The 18,232-nt window shown below is 30.6% G+C and carries 19 protein-coding genes; 9 read left to right on the top strand and 10 right to left on the bottom strand.

The window, feature by feature from the left end; translation table 11 throughout:
- Nucleotides 1-14 precede the first annotated feature (14 nt).
- From N534_RS0103435 to N534_RS0103390, 10 genes are all read right to left on the bottom strand, one after another.
- Nucleotides 15-308 (bottom strand): hypothetical protein, encoded by a 294-nt coding sequence (locus N534_RS0103435; RefSeq protein WP_028891143.1) that lies wholly within the window; start codon nucleotides 306-308, stop codon nucleotides 15-17.
- Between the two features lie 4 nt (nucleotides 309-312).
- Nucleotides 313-1,605 carry a hypothetical protein gene (locus N534_RS14985; protein WP_051435831.1) on the bottom strand — a complete coding sequence of 431 codons (1,293 nt, stop codon included), beginning with the start codon at nucleotides 1,603-1,605 and terminating at the stop codon, nucleotides 313-315.
- Nucleotides 1,606-1,612: 7 nt separating this feature from the next.
- Nucleotides 1,613-2,215 carry a hypothetical protein gene (locus N534_RS0103425; protein WP_028891142.1) on the bottom strand — a complete coding sequence of 201 codons (603 nt, stop codon included), beginning with the start codon at nucleotides 2,213-2,215 and terminating at the stop codon, nucleotides 1,613-1,615.
- A gap of 12 nt (nucleotides 2,216-2,227) precedes the next feature.
- Nucleotides 2,228-2,569, bottom strand: coding sequence for a hypothetical protein (locus tag N534_RS0103420; RefSeq protein ID WP_028891141.1), 342 nt, complete (start codon nucleotides 2,567-2,569; stop codon nucleotides 2,228-2,230).
- 12 nt (nucleotides 2,570-2,581) lie between these two features.
- Nucleotides 2,582-3,526, bottom strand: a complete 945-nt coding sequence (locus tag N534_RS0103415) for a hypothetical protein (RefSeq protein ID WP_028891140.1) — start codon at nucleotides 3,524-3,526, stop codon at nucleotides 2,582-2,584.
- A 103-nt stretch (nucleotides 3,527-3,629) separates the two neighbouring features.
- Complete coding sequence (locus tag N534_RS0103410) at nucleotides 3,630-4,505, bottom strand: DUF1566 domain-containing protein (RefSeq protein ID WP_028891139.1); 876 nt, start codon at nucleotides 4,503-4,505, stop codon at nucleotides 3,630-3,632.
- Between the two features lie 20 nt (nucleotides 4,506-4,525).
- The gene (locus tag N534_RS0103405; protein WP_028891138.1) at nucleotides 4,526-5,518 is read right to left on the bottom strand and encodes a hypothetical protein; all 993 of its coding nucleotides are present in this window, start codon (nucleotides 5,516-5,518) and stop codon (nucleotides 4,526-4,528) included.
- Between the two features lie 30 nt (nucleotides 5,519-5,548).
- The gene (locus N534_RS0103400) at nucleotides 5,549-6,115 is read right to left on the bottom strand and encodes a hypothetical protein (RefSeq protein WP_028891137.1); all 567 of its coding nucleotides are present in this window, start codon (nucleotides 6,113-6,115) and stop codon (nucleotides 5,549-5,551) included.
- A gap of 130 nt (nucleotides 6,116-6,245) precedes the next feature.
- Nucleotides 6,246-6,983 (bottom strand): LytTR family DNA-binding domain-containing protein, encoded by a 738-nt coding sequence (locus N534_RS0103395; protein WP_028891136.1) that lies wholly within the window; start codon nucleotides 6,981-6,983, stop codon nucleotides 6,246-6,248.
- The gene (locus tag N534_RS0103390) at nucleotides 6,958-9,168 is read right to left on the bottom strand and encodes a tetratricopeptide repeat protein (RefSeq protein WP_028891135.1); all 2,211 of its coding nucleotides are present in this window, start codon (nucleotides 9,166-9,168) and stop codon (nucleotides 6,958-6,960) included. The genes N534_RS0103395 and N534_RS0103390 overlap by 26 nt, the downstream gene beginning before the upstream one ends.
- 439 nt (nucleotides 9,169-9,607) lie before the next feature.
- On the opposite strand from N534_RS0103390, the gene N534_RS0103380 reads away from it, so the two are divergent.
- From N534_RS0103380 to N534_RS0103340, 9 genes are all read left to right on the top strand, one after another.
- Nucleotides 9,608-9,991: a GreA/GreB family elongation factor gene (locus N534_RS0103380; protein ID WP_028891134.1), complete on the top strand. Its 384-nt coding sequence runs from the start codon at nucleotides 9,608-9,610 to the stop codon at nucleotides 9,989-9,991.
- A gap of 178 nt (nucleotides 9,992-10,169) precedes the next feature.
- Nucleotides 10,170-10,967, top strand: a complete 798-nt coding sequence (locus N534_RS14360) for a hypothetical protein (protein WP_051435830.1) — start codon at nucleotides 10,170-10,172, stop codon at nucleotides 10,965-10,967.
- Between the two features lie 24 nt (nucleotides 10,968-10,991).
- Nucleotides 10,992-11,987, top strand: a complete 996-nt coding sequence (locus N534_RS0103370) for a metal-dependent hydrolase (RefSeq protein ID WP_028891133.1) — start codon at nucleotides 10,992-10,994, stop codon at nucleotides 11,985-11,987.
- A 62-nt stretch (nucleotides 11,988-12,049) separates the two neighbouring features.
- On the top strand, nucleotides 12,050-12,601 hold the full coding sequence (locus tag N534_RS0103365) for a hypothetical protein (RefSeq protein WP_028891132.1): 552 nt from the start codon (nucleotides 12,050-12,052) through the stop codon (nucleotides 12,599-12,601).
- Complete coding sequence (locus tag N534_RS14355) at nucleotides 12,601-13,041, top strand: hypothetical protein (protein ID WP_038005289.1); 441 nt, start codon at nucleotides 12,601-12,603, stop codon at nucleotides 13,039-13,041. Before N534_RS0103365 ends, N534_RS14355 begins: the two co-directional genes overlap by 1 nt.
- Nucleotides 13,042-13,146: 105 nt before the next feature.
- Nucleotides 13,147-15,477, top strand: a complete 2,331-nt coding sequence (locus N534_RS0103355; RefSeq protein WP_028891131.1) for an FdhF/YdeP family oxidoreductase — start codon at nucleotides 13,147-13,149, stop codon at nucleotides 15,475-15,477.
- A 99-nt stretch (nucleotides 15,478-15,576) separates the two neighbouring features.
- On the top strand, nucleotides 15,577-16,857 hold the full coding sequence (locus tag N534_RS0103350; protein ID WP_028891130.1) for an APC family permease: 1,281 nt from the start codon (nucleotides 15,577-15,579) through the stop codon (nucleotides 16,855-16,857).
- A gap of 6 nt (nucleotides 16,858-16,863) precedes the next feature.
- Entirely contained in the window at nucleotides 16,864-17,760 is an 897-nt protein-coding gene (locus N534_RS0103345) for a mechanosensitive ion channel family protein (RefSeq protein ID WP_028891129.1), read from the top strand.
- Nucleotides 17,761-17,795: 35 nt separating this feature from the next.
- Entirely contained in the window at nucleotides 17,796-18,224 is a 429-nt protein-coding gene (locus N534_RS0103340) for a thioredoxin family protein (protein WP_028891128.1), read from the top strand.
- Nucleotides 18,225-18,232 lie beyond the last annotated feature (8 nt).

Genomic DNA, 18,232 nt, shown 5'->3' with positions numbered 1-18,232 from the left:
ATTTTGTTTTTAAATTAATATAACTCTAATTCCCAGTCTTCGTATGGAGGCATTACTTTAAAATTAGGGTCACAATACGAACGGATATAATCTACCGCTCTTTTTTCGGCATGCTTTGCATTGAGTACTTCTCCATTTTCATCCAGCTCTATGACATTGGCAAAAATGGCAAAGGCTTGTTCAATTGCACTCGGCTCTTCGCCATAAAGTTTTAGATAATCAACACCTTTTAACAGGTAGTGTGTACCACTTGCCATAAAATATGCAAAGGTTCTAAGTGCTCCGCTAAATGATTCGCTTAGTTTCATGTATTTATTTATAGGTTTTACCATCAAATTTTAGCACCGATGTTTTGGTAGTGATGGTATCTTTACTTTTACAATCTCCATTTTCATCTTCAAAAGCTATATTATTGGTGATTTTATGTTTTACTAAAATATCAAAATAACCATTGTTTTTTTCTTCTGAAATAATGAGTGTTCTTTTTTCGGTTATAAATTCACCATAACAATTACCATCCCATTCACCTCCATTGTCTATTATTTCAAAATTATGTAGGACTTTCTGCAAATTGTTATTAGCTATTATAAACAAGGAAAGACTTTCATTTTCATAAGGATTTACACGTGAACTACCAACAAAATGAGTCTTAACTCCAAAAGCACGTTCATTTTCCGTAATGGTATAAGGTGCAGTATCTATAACTATTTCTGTTAGCATTATAGCATCTGAGGTCCAGCCGTTTGTTTCAGCACTTTCAAAATAGTGAAATAAAACCTGTTTGTTTTCTATATTAACATAGGCAATATGTGTATTGAGCGAAAAGTAATGTTCTTCTTCGCTACCTTCTACGATTTCGGGGATAACCACAATGGCTTCGTGCGGACGGTTGGGCAGTATTTTAAATGCTTGTAAAGCTGGCATTAGTTTAGAGCGATCTATATTTAATTCGTCTATTACCAATTCATAAAATATATCACTGAGGCCTAACATTCTAAATTTTCCGTTGGGTTCAATTTTAACAACACCTGTTTCTTCGCTCACCTTGTATTGATAGTTGATGGTAATACGATCTGTTTCTATTATTGATTTTGTTCGAGCCCAGCTTTCAACAATCTCATCATAAGCTATTATCTCATAAGCAATCACATTACCTTCTAAGTCATAATTAATAAGTCTAGATTCTATTTCCTCATCGCTTTGTAATGCTGTTATGACTACAGTGTAAAAGTCTTTGGATAAGTTTAATCGGTATGCATCAATGGCACGGTAATTAGGTTTGAGTTCTTTCCAATTTTTATAAACCTTAGCAAGCTTTAAGGCTTCGGTATTTATTTTTTGATAATCGCCCTTATCTGTAAAATTATCAAACGAAGTACTATCCACCAAAGGAACCGTTTTTAATTTCAGCTTTAGTAGTTCTTCTTTAAAGGTAGTAGTAACGTGTTCTGATGGTTGGGCTTCAGCTTTAATTTGTTCACCTGCCATTTCTATGGCATTTTCTACTTCTTGTATTTCTATGGCTCCTTTTACTGGCGTTTTTTCTTTATTACTTTTTACGCAAGCGAGAAGTAAAAATATTATCAGTAGATAGCTATATTTCATTTTAAGTTTATTTTTTTTGTAATATAATGGTATCTATTTTTACAACATCACCTTTTTCATAATACTCCAATAGACCATAATGTTGTGTACTGTCATTTTTATAAAGACGGATATTGAAAATGGCTAGTTTTTCATTCTGATACATGCTCAAATCTTCTACCGAAAAACCGCCTAAATCTTCTTCATGATTTATAAAATAGGCAGTACCGTAATCTTGAAATATAGATAGTCTGGAACTTTTGGAATAGTTATAAAAAGCTAACGTTGCGTAAGGTGCTTTGTGTGTATTTTGTGTGTATTTTTTTCCATTGGCTATAAAATTGAGATCTATTTTTTCGACAACTATTTTTTTAATGATATTGTTTAAAGAATCTCGGTTTTTAATCTCATTTTTTACCAAATATAAATTAGGATATATGTTCGATTGAATGAATTCCATTTTTACAAAAAGCAACTGGTAAATAGTAACGCTAACAATTGTGATAAACAGTATTGATACCACACCTACAACTCTTCCTTTTCTTGCAATAACCCATTTTACAATTTTGTAACTCAGGAATAGGACTATACCAAAAAGTAAAATGAGAAAGAAGATAAATACTATTTCCATTTGTAATTTTGTTTAAATTACATCAATTACTTTTTCTAATATATAATGTATGGCTGCAACTACAATGGTAATTGTAAGAAGAGATCCAAATCGTACAATAATTAATTTATCTTTCTTTTTAAATCTCTTTTTTAGGTAAAAAAAATCTACAAGAATAAACAAGAAAGCAATTACGAATCCAACTACCAATCCGACATGAAACAAACCCCAATTGTAAAAAAGATGGAATAAATATCCTAATCCTTCCTTAGATACATTATTCGGACCTAAAACAATTCGCATATACCCTATACCTAACAATAAAGAAAGGCTTGTCCAAATTAGATAAGTAAGTAATTGTTTTAGGTATTTCATTTTATTTTTAATTTAATCTTCTAAATAAGGTAATGCCATTTTTTTATAATATGCTTCATATTCAGTCATACCTAAATTACTAGCTGTCCAGTATAATATTTTATACAATTCATATCTGTACAGGTTATTGTTTTCAATAGGAGCTGCCTTAACCTCAGTCATTAATTGTTCTATTTTACCATCAGAATCTTGATAATCATGAAAATAATTTAAATCAAAATAATATTTAGCTAATATTAATTGTTGAATAAAAGGAGACCATTCATTTATATGGTTTAAATAATTTTCATATTCCTCAACAGTTGCTCCCCATTTAGGCGATACAAACTCTAAATAATTTTTATGAAGCTCTACATCTTCCGGAAACTCACTTATAACATCTTCAAAAAGCTGATGCACATATTGTCTATTTGCATCAATAGCTTTATAAATGGTTAGCAAACAGGCAACAGCATTGGCTTTAAAAATGCTATTTTTATTATTAACTTCTATTAAAATAGCTTCGGCCTTTTTTAAGTGCTTTTTAAAAGACACTAGCTTTTCATTAGATACACTGTCAATAGTTCCTCTCCCTCTTATTCCCCAAGCTTTATGAATTAATTGATATCCTTTTATAATTTTGGGTAAATCATTATATGGTTCTTTATTAATCCATTCATCACTTGTCTTAATATCTCCATATTGACCTAAACTTTCAAAAGCAAATGAACGTTCGCTTGAATTCATGCTCTTTAAAGTTTGTTCTATGTTACTAAACTGTTTTTTATTAAAGAAAGTTATTATTTCTTTTAGTTTGGGATTATTTAAATGTGCTTGATTTTTAAATTTATACTTACCTATTCTATTTATTAAATTATCTATAGGACTAAAGATGCCATATTTATCTAAAAAGTATAAGATTCCAAATCCTACTAAGATCCATTTTACCAGTGGGTATTCATTAAAAAAGTTTATCATAATTGTCAAGAGTTAAAAATTTAAAAGGAAATGAAAAATCGTATAAATTAAATTTGGTGAAAATATTTTATTTATACGATTTTTTTATAATTAGAGTGTTACATTAAAAATCAGTCCAAGCTCTAACAGCCCTCACATTTAAATTATTAATTCCTTTACCGAATCCTTGTGGACTATTATATCCATCTGAAAATCTAAGAATCCTAGCTGAATCATTACTAGATTCAGTACTACTCCAATAAGCGGAGGACCAGTAAGCCGTTTCTTCAAGCACAGTTCCCGAATTTTGAAGACAAGTTGTATTAATAATTTCTTTATTATTATAAATTTCTTGCAATTCACCAATACTTGGTAAAAACCAATCATCATAATTATTTAAACTTAAATCATTACAAATTTGTGCCGCATAAGAACCAACTCCTTGAACATTTACAATAGCTGTAGTATTTACTTGTCCTGTCCCAATTTCTAATGCTGTAGCACCTGTACTAACATTTGTACCATTATACCATCTAATTCCTAGACTTTGGTCGCTTACAGCACAAACCAACCCTTGATCTCCAGATGTATTTACCCAAAATATAACACCTCCAAATTTATACTCACCAACTTCGTGTTTGTCTTCTAAACTTATGGTTACCGTAGCTGTGTTTTGAGCTTTATCCGCAGCAATAGTTGCTGTAATTGTAGGATTTGTTTCAAAATCAAATAAGGTAGCATCTGCAACGGTTAACTCTCCTGTATTTTCATTTATTTCGAGTGCTCCGTTTGGTGTTTGTGAAGTAATGCTAAAGATTAAGGAAGCATTATTATCACTTTCAATCGTCCCTACAACTTGTCCAACTGTTGGATTTTCATCTATTGTAACCTCTAAATTTTGAAGATTAATAACGATTGGATCATCATCTTTACTACAACTATAAGTTATTATTAATAATGTAAGAAATAATGTTTTGGTAAATTGGATTGCGTTTTTCATTTGTTTATTTTTTATTTTTTTTATGGTAAGTCATTTATTAAAGCTTCTAACTCGTTTGCCGTTGCCGTGTTTAAATCGACATCAGAAATAGTTATGATATCACCAGATGCGATGGTTACAGGTTTTATTGCAAAGAGCCAGTTCCCTTTATCTTCACTAACGAACACAATGTGACACTCAAGACCGATAGGTATTTGACCATAATGTTCACTGAAAAGTCCTTGCTCTTCAATATAAGTATCTAATTCACCCAAAGCATTAGGTTCTCCGTTATAATATATGTATACACTACTGTTTTTATTATTAAAACCACTTGGAACATCTACTAACAAGGTAGTTTTAGGTCTTGGATCATTGTAAAACCTATCTACATTAGTCCAACCAAATTCGCCAAAGTCAGAAACATAAAACGTTTCTCCATTATCGCCATTGGCTATCTCTACCTCACCATTCTCTATTTCTTCCCAAACTATATTGTCACAAACCTCTGGCAAATCACAGTCTTCATCTATACCTATTCCTTTCCATAAAATCATTTCATTATCTACTTGCCCAGTAAGGTTTGTAGGCACAAGTACTTGTATGGGACAATCTAACTGTAACTGTACATCTCCTTGAGTAGCACTCACAAAAAATTCCCCTCCTGAAATTAAAAGTGCTTTATCTCCATTTTCCATTTTTCCCATAGTAGGTTTATTTGTAGTTACCATATCTCCACTATTAAACAGTTCGATGACTTTTATATCGGCAGTTCCTGTAATGGGATTTCCGTTATTGGAAAGACAATTTCCATTGATAACAAATTGTACACCACTTTCAGTTGTAAATACTTCTGTTTGGCTTACATCTAGCTGAAAATTTTGCATTTTACTTTCTATAGATGCTGTTTTAAGTGCTTTAAACTCTGTAGAAGTTGTTCTAACTTTAGTAGGGTTATTTTCATCTTTTGAACAGCTTACTAAAAACAATATAGCTATCACTAGTAAGCTCATTGTCAATTTTACATTTTTCATATTATTTTAATTTTTTGAGTTTATAGTGTTTTAATAATCCATCTCGATAAAATCTCCGTTTAATTTATATCGGAAGGTAAATGTTGTGCCTCCGTTTTCAGGATTCAACATCACAACGTATTCAGTTTTAGTGGTGTTTCCATTTTTTGGAAACTTGATATACGCCATGTTTAAAACAGGGTTATCTATACCTTTTTCAGCAGTTAATTGAGTGCTCGATTTTTCAACTAGTTCACCTAATTTAGACAAGTTTATATTGTTGTTTAATTGAAACATAAAGTCTGCTGCTTTACTTCCTTGAGGTACTTCTAATGAAATTTCTGAGTTTTGTTTCCACTTACCTTGTGTTTGGTTCCATTGTCCCATTTTTAGAGATTCAGGTGCTGAGGTAACGGTTACTCCAATAATATTTCCTATTGACTTATTATAAGTAATTGTTAAATCTGTATAATATGCTTTATTACCAAATTCGTTTTTGAGTTCTTTTTCTATAGCGTCAAATCCTTCTTTATTCGCTGCTTGCTTACTTGTTGATTTTCCGCAAGAAACTAACGAAGTAAATATTGCAATGATTGCTATAAGTTTTAATACTTTCATTTTCGTGTTTTTTTATTATTACACCACTAAAAGTATATAGCAAAAGTGAAATAGGAAATAGAAGATCTATTTCTGGAGTTTTTGAATAAATAAACGTGATACTTTACAGAATATTCGAAAAAGCAATAACTTAATTATTTGTCCAGTTTAAGAAAGTGTTTAAAAACTGTTCTTTTTTTCGAGAAGACACTGGTATTTTTTTACCATTTTTTAGATGAATAACCCCCGACTTGTCGTACTTATCTATGAATTTTAAATTGACCATATACGATTGATGTGGACGTGTAAAATTAGCATTACAAAGACGTTCTTCAAACTCTTTTAAGGTTTTTGAAGCCAAGTATTTTTTATTATCATTACAATAAAATGTAGTATATCCTTTGTCTGATTCACAAAACAATAGTTCGTTTAAGTCAATTACCTGAAAACTATCTTGTAAAGACAAAATCAGTTTTGATTCTTCATTATTCCAAGCTTGTTTAGCAATTTGTACTTGTTGTTTTTGTTGAATTATTGGAAGTTGAGTAATTTTTTTAAGCGCTATTTCTAATTCATCTATATCAACGGGTTTTAATAAATAATCTACAGCTCCAATCTTTAAAGCACGTAGAGCATGCTCTTCATAAGCAGTGATAAAGATTACTTTAAAATCGAGGTTTTCTGTTTGCTCTAAAAAATCAAATCCCGTACCATCAGTAAGGTTAATATCTAAAAAAACCAACTCAGGTTTACAGGCATTGGCTACCACAACCGCTTCTTTTACAGATTCGCATTCACCCAATACTGTTATTTCTGTATCCAGTAACTGTAATAGGTTTTGTAAACCTTTCCTAATATATTCTTTATCCTCTATTATTAATGTTTTCACTACTTTCAATGATTATATAAGGGATTGTCAAAGTAACAATAGTTCCTTGTTCGTTATATTTTTTCCTGTCTTCTACAGTAACAGAACCTTTCTTTTTAAAGTCTTTTGATAGTATTTGTAATCGTTCTGATGTAATAGCTGTTGATAATGATTTCTTATCTTGATTTTTTCCCTCTTTCAAATAATCTACACCTACTCCGTTATCTTTAATAACACAAATTAATTCTTCATTTGAATAAGTAAGTTTTATATTAATAGTTTTATTTCCTGTCTGGTTCACAAAAGCATGCTCTATCGCATTTTCTACAAATGGCTGAATAAGCATTGGAGGAATTTTAAAGATAGATGTATTAATACTGTCTTCTACAGAAATAGTATAAGCATATGATTCGTTTTCTAAATTTTGAAGCGCTAAATAGTTTTCTACAGCAATTAATTCTTGAGAAAGTAACACGGTTCTATCTCTAGAGTTTTCTAAAATGGTTCGGAGTAATTTTGAAAATTTAGATAAATAAGAAACCGATTTTTTCTGCTCTTTATTCAAAATCATGCCTTGTAAAACTGAAAGTGAATTAAAAATAAAATGAGGAGTCATTTGCGAACGCAATAGCTTTTGCTCTATAACTACATTTTGTGTTTTTGATTTTTGATTCCTCAGTTTTAAGAGTAGAATGATGATACCTAAAGCCAAGGTTATAATTAAAAAAGCAACAACCCCCAAAAACAGATTTCGTTGTGACTTTTTTAAATTTTGAGAAGTATCAAGTACTGTTTTAGTTAATTTTAACTCTCGAAGACTAGCAGAATCCAAAGCTTGTTTATATTTATACTCGTATTCTAATTGGGTAATTTTTTCAATATTTTCTTTATTGAAAATACTATCATTTAACTTTTTAAATTCTTGATGACTTTCGAAAGCTTTTTGGTATTGCCCTGTATTTTGATAAACTTCAGAAAGTATGTCTGATGCTGTTTTTTGAGGTTCTAACAAGTCTAATTCTTTGGCTATCTGTTGACCTTGCAAAGCAAAATTAAGCGCTTGCAAATAAAGCTTTTCATGTAAGTAAGTTTCTGCAATACCTAAAAAGCTAGTAGATAAAATACGTTTGTTTTCTGTTGTTTTACTTATGTTTTTTGCATTTATGTAATTTTTACGAGCAGCTATTGGTTTACCAAGTTTTAAATAGACGTTTCCAATATTGATGTAGGTTATTGAAGTATGTTTTAAATCATTAATTTCTTGACTTACTTGCAAAGATTCACTAAAATATTCAATAGCTTTTAAATACTCCTTCTTGTAAAAATAAACATTGCCGATATTACTCTTATTAACCGATATAAGCTTCTTATTTTCAGTTTTATGAGATAAGCTCAAAGACTCATAAAGATGTTGTAATGCTTTATCATATTTTTTTATAGAAATATACGTTTCACCCAAATTATTATGCATTCTAGCCATACCTAATATATTTCCTGTCCTTTTATCGTAATCAAGACTTTTATTAAAATTATCGATAGCTAATGGGTAATTACCTTGCACTTTATAAACGACTCCTAAATTGCTATGAACATAAGAAATACCATCTTCATCATTAATAACTTCACTAATAATAAGTGCATCCTTATAGTTGGAAATAGCATCATTGTAATTTCCAATTTCCGAATATACATTTCCAGTATTTATAAGAGTTGTGACAATTTCTCTTTTATTGTTTAGCTCCCTATAAATTTTGGTTGCATTTTGATAATTTTTTATAGCTTCATCATACCTGGATAAATCGTAATTGGTAATTCCGAAAGCTACATACACATCAGCAACTCTTTTTTTGTCTTGAATAATTTCGTAATACTTAAGCGATCTATTAAAAAAATGTAAGCTTTCTGTGTAATTAGCTTTTACATTCTCAAGCATCCCTTTTAAATAATAAACACGAGCCTTCCCCTTTTCATAATTTAAAATAGTGCTTAGGCTATCAGCTTCATTTAGGTAACGATCGGTTGCACCAATATCCTTTCTAAAATTAGCACGCGACAAATCATATAATAAATTAACACGAGTAGTGTCATTAAATTTATAATTTTCTAATTCAATTTTAAGGCTATCTATTTTTTTGTTTTGAGCCTTAATATTTATAATAAAAATGAAGAAAACAGATAGTGTAAGAATATACTTGATGAATTTCATAAAATTTTTATAGCTGGTTTATAGCAAAATAGCGGAGTTAAATCTAGTAAAATTAATTTAATAGATTTTAACTGATAATTGTTTTAAGGTTCTATAAAGTAATTCTTAGTAAAACAACTTTAATTAGAGAACTTTAGTCCTACTTCTTTCAATACTACTTTTTAATTCAATAAATAAGCGGTAAATTTGCACTTACCAAGTGTAAATGATACATGACTGCAATATTTACATTTCAAAAAAACTTTGCGCAAAAGCTTATTGCTTCGTTGCGTTACCTGCTTGATGATATATTTTTAAAAAATTCTAAAGAGTTTATTATTTAAGCCCTACCCACTTTAAAGGTAGGGACAACTTTAGTTTTAATTAATTTAAACTAAGTCCTAAGTGTTTTTCAATACTTAGCGATGGTTTATTTCTATTCATCAATAATTATAAAATAATGACAAAAAATATAATAGTAACTACAGGTATATATGATCTTATAAAAGACCACGTTAGAAGAAAAAAAGTAACTCTTGAAGAGGAAAACCGCTTACTAGCTGAATTAAAAGGTGCTAAACAAGTAAGACGAAGAGAACTTCCTGATGATGTTGTTACCGTAAACAGAAGAGTTTTAATTTTAGACCATTCAGACCAACAAGAAAAAGAATATATTTTTGTTTCTACAAATAAAACTAAACTTCAAAAAAGAAAATTCTCAATCCTTTCAGATATGGCTTTAGCTACAGTAGGATATAAGGTAGGAGATATTATCGATTGGCCTTTTAAAAAAGGAGAAAAAAGAATTGAAATTTTAAAAGTAACTCCTTTCGAGCAACTTTAAGTTTAAAATTTATAACAAGGAGTTTTAAAATAGACTCCTTGTTTTAATTACAGCTTTAATTTAGCTTAAAAACTTCAAATTTATAACGGTTTACTACGCTTATAAAACAGAGTATTCTCCTTTCGCCAAGGTTTATAATTTTACTATTTATTACTTAGTCTAGGCACAAATTATGTTTATGGAAAAAGAAAGAAAAATATTATTACAAGAAAAAAAATATCAATCTGTAGGAAAGCTTACTACAAGTAAAATTATTGATCTTTTTATAGAAAGTGAAAACGAAGCTTTACTCCACAAGTTTCAAGGTCAATTTTACCCGTATCGTCATTATGATATTAATGCAACGCTAACAAAAGCTTTAAAAGGAATAGACAAACAAAAAATTGTTGATGCTTATTTTCACGCCTCTAGATTAGGTATTATTACAAAAGTAAAAGAAAACAATTACCTTCTTTTCCTAAAAGGAATTGAAAAAACACTATCATCTCTTGGTGAGGGATATAATATTAATGTTTTAAGACCTAGTACAGTATATTTACTCTTTGGAGTAAACTCACTAAATGACATAGAAAACCTATACAATACAAAATACAACGAGTTTTTAGAAAACTTAAAATTTGTTACCAAGGTTAACTCGTATACTAGTTATCCTAGTTTACGAAAGAAACTAAAAGTAACTCACTTTTTTGAAAACACGACCCTTTTAAAAAGAGCTCAGAAAATGACTCCTTTCTTTAATGAATTCAATTTTGAAACGGCAGGTGCGTTAGTTTTATTATTAGTTGACTCATCTGAAACTTCTAAAAAAGTTCTTTTTGAGTATCATAACACAGATTTACCAAGAGAAACAGCGTGGACTCTCGGTAGTTTTTATAAAGATTTCTCAAATTCAGAAGCTAACAAACTACTTCTTAAAGACTTATACAAAAAGTATCCTGTAGAATGGATTGATAAATATTATAACTCTATTTACTAGTAGTTTTATAAGTATTTTTGCTTTATGGATTCACTTACGCAAATTGTTCTTGGAGCAGCAGTTGGAGAAGCTGTATTAGGAAAAAAAGTTGGTAATAAAGCAATGCTTTACGGTGCTATCGCTGGTACAATTCCCGATTTAGATGTATATGTTGGAAAACTTTTCGATACTGTTACTGCTCTAGAAATACACAGAGGTTTTACACACTCTGTTTTTTTTGCAATTATTTTTGGGTGGATTTTCGGTTGGCTCATTTCCTTGTATGAGAAAAAAGCCTCCACAAAAGAATGGGCTTTACTCATGTTTTGGGGATTTATAACACATCCTATTCTGGATGCACATACCACTTGGGGAACTCAGCTTTTTTGGCCTCTCGACATACGATTAGCTTTTAAAAACATTTTTGTAATTGATCCTTTATACACGTTACCTTTCTTGGTATTTCTACTAATGGCAATGTTTCAACCTAAAGAAACAACAAAAAGAAGAAAGTACAACAATTTAGGACTTATTATTAGTAGTTCTTATATGGCAATTACTATAATTATAAAAGGAATTACTTACACTAAATTTTCACATGCTTTAAAAGAACAAGGTATAGCTTATAAAGAAATAGAAACTAAACCTACACCTTTCAACACTATTTTATGGTCTGCAAATGTAGAAACTGATAATGCATACCTAATCGGTTATTATTCTTTTTTTGACACCAAGCCCATCAAATTTTACTCATACCCTAAAAATCATCATTTATTAGATAATTATATAGATGATATTTCAGTAAAACGACTCATTAAAATTACCAAAGGTTGGTATACAGTTTCAGAAAAAGAAAATGTTATATATTTAAACGATTTACGTTTTGGATTGCTAAGTGTAGCTCCTAATTTTCAACAATTTGCTTTTAGCTTCGAAATAGCTGAAAAACATAATAAAGTAGTCATAAATGAAGTTCCTAGGAATCGTGAAAAAGCTAAACAATTATTAACAGATTTATGGGAAAGAATTAAAGGTAATTGATTGAATAGTCTCTGTATATATCATAAATTTGCAACTCTATTGTAAAGCAGCATTACTCAGGTTTGAGACAAAAATATTTTCACTTTTTTTCAATTATTTTTTTAGTTCTTACTCAATTCGCATTTATTACTGCGCTATTATTAGAACATAAAAATGTTTTTACGGTAATATCCTTAACAACACTTATTACAGCACTCATAATTTACACCTACATAAAATTCTTTAAAATTAAAGAAGTAGATTTTGAGCCTTTCTATGTAATGATTTTTGTTATCGCTGGTGCATTACTTACAAGTTATTTGCATCTTTTTACTCCTTTGAATTCTGTTTTAGCTGCAGCAATTATCGGAACAATCGCTTCATTTTTACCCAACTTGAATAAAAAGTCAAAAGTTTTACAAAATATACCTAATGCTATGTACTGTGGTTGTTTTGTAGGAATGTCACAAAAACACGTTGCTATTGATTATAGTTTTATACTCATTGCAGGTATGATTACTGGTATCTTTTATATGCTTTCAAAAAATCTGTTTCATGGTGTTGGTGGTAAACTGGGCACCCTTGCTTTTGGTAGTGTCGTTATCTCATCATTATTACTTTTAATTCTCTCATAATGCTTACTACTATATCAATATACATAACAAGTATACTAGGAGCTTTTTTAACTTTTTTAGTAAGCACAAAATACAAACAAGGCCCTGTAAGAGCCTCTGCCCTATTAACTCTTATTGTTGCTGGCATATGCTTTCTTTTTCCTGAGTTATTTTCAGAAGAAATAACTAATCAAATTCCTTGGGTGTTTTTTGGAGCTTCTTTTGTTGGCATGACCTCTAGTAAACTTACTCGTAATTATATTTCAATTATTTTTGGCGGAGTTATTTTCGGGTTTATATATACGGTTAGTCCTGATTTTTTTAGTGGTTATGGAGGCGCATTAGGAACAGCTGCTTGCATTTCTATCTTAGTTGTTATTGGAATAAACAATCTTATCCGACTTTCAATAGCTTCAAAAAAGAAAAAGAAGCTACTTAAAAAAGTTGTGCTTAAAAACTAATTCACTTTTAGGCTTAACTACTAAAACCAAATACAAAATCACTTCCCCCGCTTAAACCTCCTTTATTTTTTCTTAACTTTATCTTTTTAAGATTATAGAGAAATCATGGAGAACAAACCTAAAAAACAAGCTTCTGCTGAACCACCATATAAATTATTAAGCTTAAGAACTGGCAAACCAAAAGATTGGGCTGCTGGTATTCCTGCTGTAGTACACTCTATAAAAAGTCTTATTAGAGATAAAACATTAACCAGAGGAAGTAAAGCTTTGTTTAAAATGAATCAGTTTGATGGTTTTGATTGTCCTAGTTGTGGTTGGCCTGATCCTGATGATGAACGCTCTCCTATTGCGGAATACTGTGAAAATGGTGCTAAAGCTTTAGCTGAAGAAGCCACTAGTAAAAGAATTACCGCAGATTTTTTCAACCAAAACTCTATTTATGAGCTTTCTCAATTAACTGATTATGAAATTGGACATTTAGGGAGACTTTCCGAACCTATGTATCTCCCTAAAGGCGGTACCCATTATGAACCTATAAGTTGGGATAACGCTTTTAATAAAATTGCCGAACACCTAAATAAATTAGAATCTCCTGATAATGCAGCTTTTTATACCTCAGGAAGAACTAGTAATGAAGCTTCGTTTGTGTATCAACTTTTTGTTCGTGAATTCGGAACCAACAATTTCCCTGATTGTTCTAATATGTGTCACGAAACCTCAGGTTTCACCTTAGCAGAAACAACAGGCATTGGAAAAGGAACTGCAACCTTAAACGATTTTTACGATACTGATATCGTAATGATTATTGGGCAAAACCCTGGAACAAACTCACCAAGAATGTTAAGCGCTCTTGAAAAAGGGAAAAAAAACGGGGCTAAAATCATTGCTATTAACCCACTTCCCGAAGCTGGCTTAATGGGGTTTAGAGATCCTCAAAAAGTAAATGGTATTTTAGGAAAAGGGGTTCAACTTGCCGACTTGTATCTCCCCGTAAAAATCAACGGAGATTTAGCCCTTTTAAAGGCAATCGAACAGCTGCTTTTACATTTTGAAAAGGAAACTCCTGGTAAAGTTTTCGATCAAGATTTTATAAAAAATAAAACAGTAGGTTATAATGAATTAATCAAACAAATAGAAAACTATAACCTTGAGGAGCTAGCAAATGCATCTGGTGTTTTAAAAGAAGATATTCGTAAAGCTGCAGAAATGTTAGCTTATAAAAAAAGAATTATTATTTGCTGGGGAATGGGGCTTACCCAACAACCTAATGGAGTTGATATTTTAAAAGAAGTTTTAAATCTATTATTCTTAAAAGGAAGTATCGGTAAACCTGGAGCAGGTTCATGCCCTGTACGTGGTCATAGTAACGTACAAGGAAACAGAACAATGCTCATCAACAATCATCCTTCCCAAGAACAACTAGATAAACTTGAAGAAGTATTTGGTTTTAATCCACCAAGAAAAAATGGTTATGATGTAGTTGATTCCATAAAAGCAATGAATGAAGGTAAAGTTAAAGTACACTTTAGTATGGGTGGAAATTTCTTATCAGCTACTCCTGACACTACTTACACAGCAAACGGATTGAGACAATTAGATTTATCTGTTTCTGTTTCCACCAAACTTAATCGAACCCATTTAATTCACGGTAAAGAATCTATAATTTTGCCTACAATTTCCAGAAGTGAAACAGATATTATAAATGGTGAATTACAACATGTAAGTACCGAAAATGCAATGGGAATTGTTGAATGGTCAAAAGGAATGTTGCAGCCAATTTCAGATAAACTAATCAACGAAACTCATATTGTTTGCCGTATGGCAAAAGCTACTTTAGGAAATAAAAGTGTAATTGATTGGGATCGTTACATGAACAGTTATGATGCTGTAAGAGATGATATTGAAAAATGTATTCCCGGTTTTGAAAACTACAATGTTCGTGTAAAACAAAAAGGCGGATTCTACTTACCAAACGGTGCTCGTGAAGGAAACTTTAAAACAAAAGAATTTGGTGACCGTGTTCCGTTTTCTATAACTGAATTACCTCAAAACACACTAGCCGACGATGAATATTTAATGGCTACTGTAAGAACACACGATCAGTTCAACACCACAATTTATGGATTAGATGATCGTTATCGCGGAATTTATAACGAGCGTCGTGTAATTTTCATGAATAAAAAAGATATTGAAAAAGCAGGTTTTAAAATAGGTGATAAAGTAGATTTATTCAATTATGACAATAATATTGAGCGTGTTGCTCCATTATTTATTATAGTCGAATATCCTATTCCTGAAAAAAATACAGTTACATATTTCCCTGAAACTAATGTACTGGTATCTATTCACAATGTTGTAGCAGGAAGTAACATGCCAGCTTCTAAGCATGTCAAAATTAAAATTAAAAAACATAATCCTAACACTCTAACTAATTAGAAAAAACTCACCAGATATTCCTTAACTAACTAAAATCCTTTCTCTTAAACAAGGATTTTTTTTTATTTTAGTAACTGTTACATCAACTAATACAATACTATGTCTAAAAAAATAGGTTTAAAAGAAGCCATATCTATAGGTATTGGCGGCATGGTTGGCGGTGGTATTTTTGCTGTTTTAGGGCTTGCCGTTTTACTTGCCAAAGGAGGAACTCCAATCGCTTTTTTACTTGCGGGTATTCTTGCCCTTATAACTTCTTATAGTTATGTTCATCTTTCCAAGAAGTACCCAGATAGAGGTGGAACCGTAAAATTTATTAATCAAGGTTTTGGTAAAACAATTTTTAGCGGAGCTATCAATAACCTTTTATGGATAAGTTATATTGTAATGCTTTCATTATATGCTTCTGCATTTGGCTCTTACGCTCCTAACCTATGGGAAATTACGCAAAATAAAACAATCAACTTTCATATATACGCAAGTGTTATTATTATTATAGCTACTGCTATTAATTATTACAGTATTGTTGTTGTAGGAAAAATAGAATCCTATGCTGTTGTAATAAAACTCATTATTCTTATCGGATTTATCGCTATTGGTGCCTATGGACTTATAGGCAATCCTTCTATTTCTCAGTTAGCTATTACAAACTGGGAAAGTCCTGTCAAATTATTTGCTGGTGGAATGGTTATTTTTGTTGCTTATGAAGGTTTTGAATTGATTGCCAATGCTGCTCCTGATATTCTAAATCCTGAGAAAAATATTTCTAAAGCCTATTATTATTCGGTAATATTTGTCATTTTTCTGTATATCATAATAGCTTTGGTTACTGTAGGGTCTTTACCTTTTAATCAAATTGCAAAGGCACAAGATTATGTACTAGCAGAAGCTGCGAAGCCTATGTTAGGGCAACTCGGTTTTACTATCATAACCATTGCTGCTTTAATTTCTACCTTTTCTGCCATTAACGCTTCATTATATGGAGGAAGTAAGGTAAACTATGAAATTGCTGAGGACGATGAATTACCTCACCATTTTTTATCAAAATTCTGGAACCAACCCATCGGCTTATTAATAACCGCTATTGCCACACTTGTTCTGGTAAACACTTTAAATCTTGAAAGTATTTCTACTGCAGGGAGTGTTGGTTTTATTTTAATTTTTGGAATTGTAAATTATGTAGGTTTTAAACTTTCAAAAGAAACAGGTGCTAATAAAACAATTCCTTTATTAGGGTGTTTTTTATGTGTAATTGCTCTAGTTATTCTAATAAAACAACAACTTCAATCGAATCTAACTGGAGTATTTGTAGCTATTGGAATTATTCTCCTTTGTTTTATTATTGAATGGTTTTATAAGAAAAGTGAAGCCAAAAACTAAAAAACTATGGATAAAATGATTGACAACATCACCCGAATTTGGCAAGAATTTCAACAAAATATTTTAGAGCATATCCCAAAAGTTGTATTAGCTCTAATTATAGTTATTCTTTTTGCTCTTGTTGCTAGTGGAGTAAAAAAAATATGTATTAATATTTATCGAAAAGCTTTTAAAGAAAACTACCTAAATATTGAAAGAATTATAGCTTCTTTATTTTACGCACTATTTTTTGCTACTGGTATTTTATTAGCTCTCCATATTTTAGGTTTAGACAAACCGTTTGAAAAACTACTAGCAGGTGCTGGTGTTGTGGGCATCATCGCTGGTTTTGCTTTAAAAGACATTGCTTCTAATATGTTTTCTGGACTTTTAGTTGATTTACAACGTCCTTATAAAGTTGGCGATTGGGTTGAAATTGATGGAAAATATGGTGTTGTACTAGATATTAGCTGGCTTACTACAAAAGTTAAAACCGTACCAGGACAGGAAGTATTTGTTCCTAATCAAATTATTTATAATGGAACTTTTACAAATTATTCCTCTTGGGGAAAACGTCGTATTATTTTAAAGAGTGGAGTTTCGTATGGTGACGATTTAGAACATGTTAGAGCAGTTGCTTTAGATGAAGTTCAAAAAATAGAAGAGTATCTCCCTGAAGAAGGTATCGATTTTTATTTTACTGATATTGGTGGTTCTACTTACGATTTCATACTCCGCTATTGGGTTAAATTTGAGTCTAATGATGATTTTTGTAGAGGAATGAACAATGTTATTATGCGAATTAAAAAACGTTTTGAGCAAGAAAACATTTCTATTGCATACCCTGTTACTACTCTTGATTTTGGTGTTAAAGGAGGTGTAAACCTATTTGATAAGAATATAAATGTTAATTCAAAAAAATAATTAGTAATTTTAAATCCTAACATAATATTCTAGCTATGAAAAACTTAACCTTTTTACTATTTATACTAAGTACTGTATCTATATTTTCTCAAGAATCTAAAAATAAAATTAATTGGCATAATGATATAGACATAGCCATTGCTTTAGGCAAAGAAAAAAATCAAGATATTTTTATTTATTTAGGAGAGAAAAAGTGTGTTCCTTGTAGAGCGGTAGAAAAATACGCTTATAGTACAAAGATATTTCAAGAATATGCTAAGAAGTTCATTATGGTTAAAGTCTATAATGATTTAGATGAAACTAAAACAAAAGAACTACAATACTTTAATGACGCTAAAAAACGATTTAACACCAAATCTGTTCCTCGTTTTATCATCATTAAAAATGGGGAAGAAATTGCAAATTTCTTTGCTTATATAAAATCTCCAGAAGCTTTAATAGAAAAAATAAACTCTTTCTATTAAAGCCTCTA

The organism is Tenacibaculum sp. 47A_GOM-205m (genome assembly GCF_000518405.1).
In the GTDB taxonomy this organism is placed as follows: Bacteria; Bacteroidota; Bacteroidia; order Flavobacteriales; family Flavobacteriaceae; genus Polaribacter; species Polaribacter lutimaris.
Note: the sequence above shows the minus strand (reverse complement) of the source record. Positions and strands in the feature narration are given on the sequence as shown.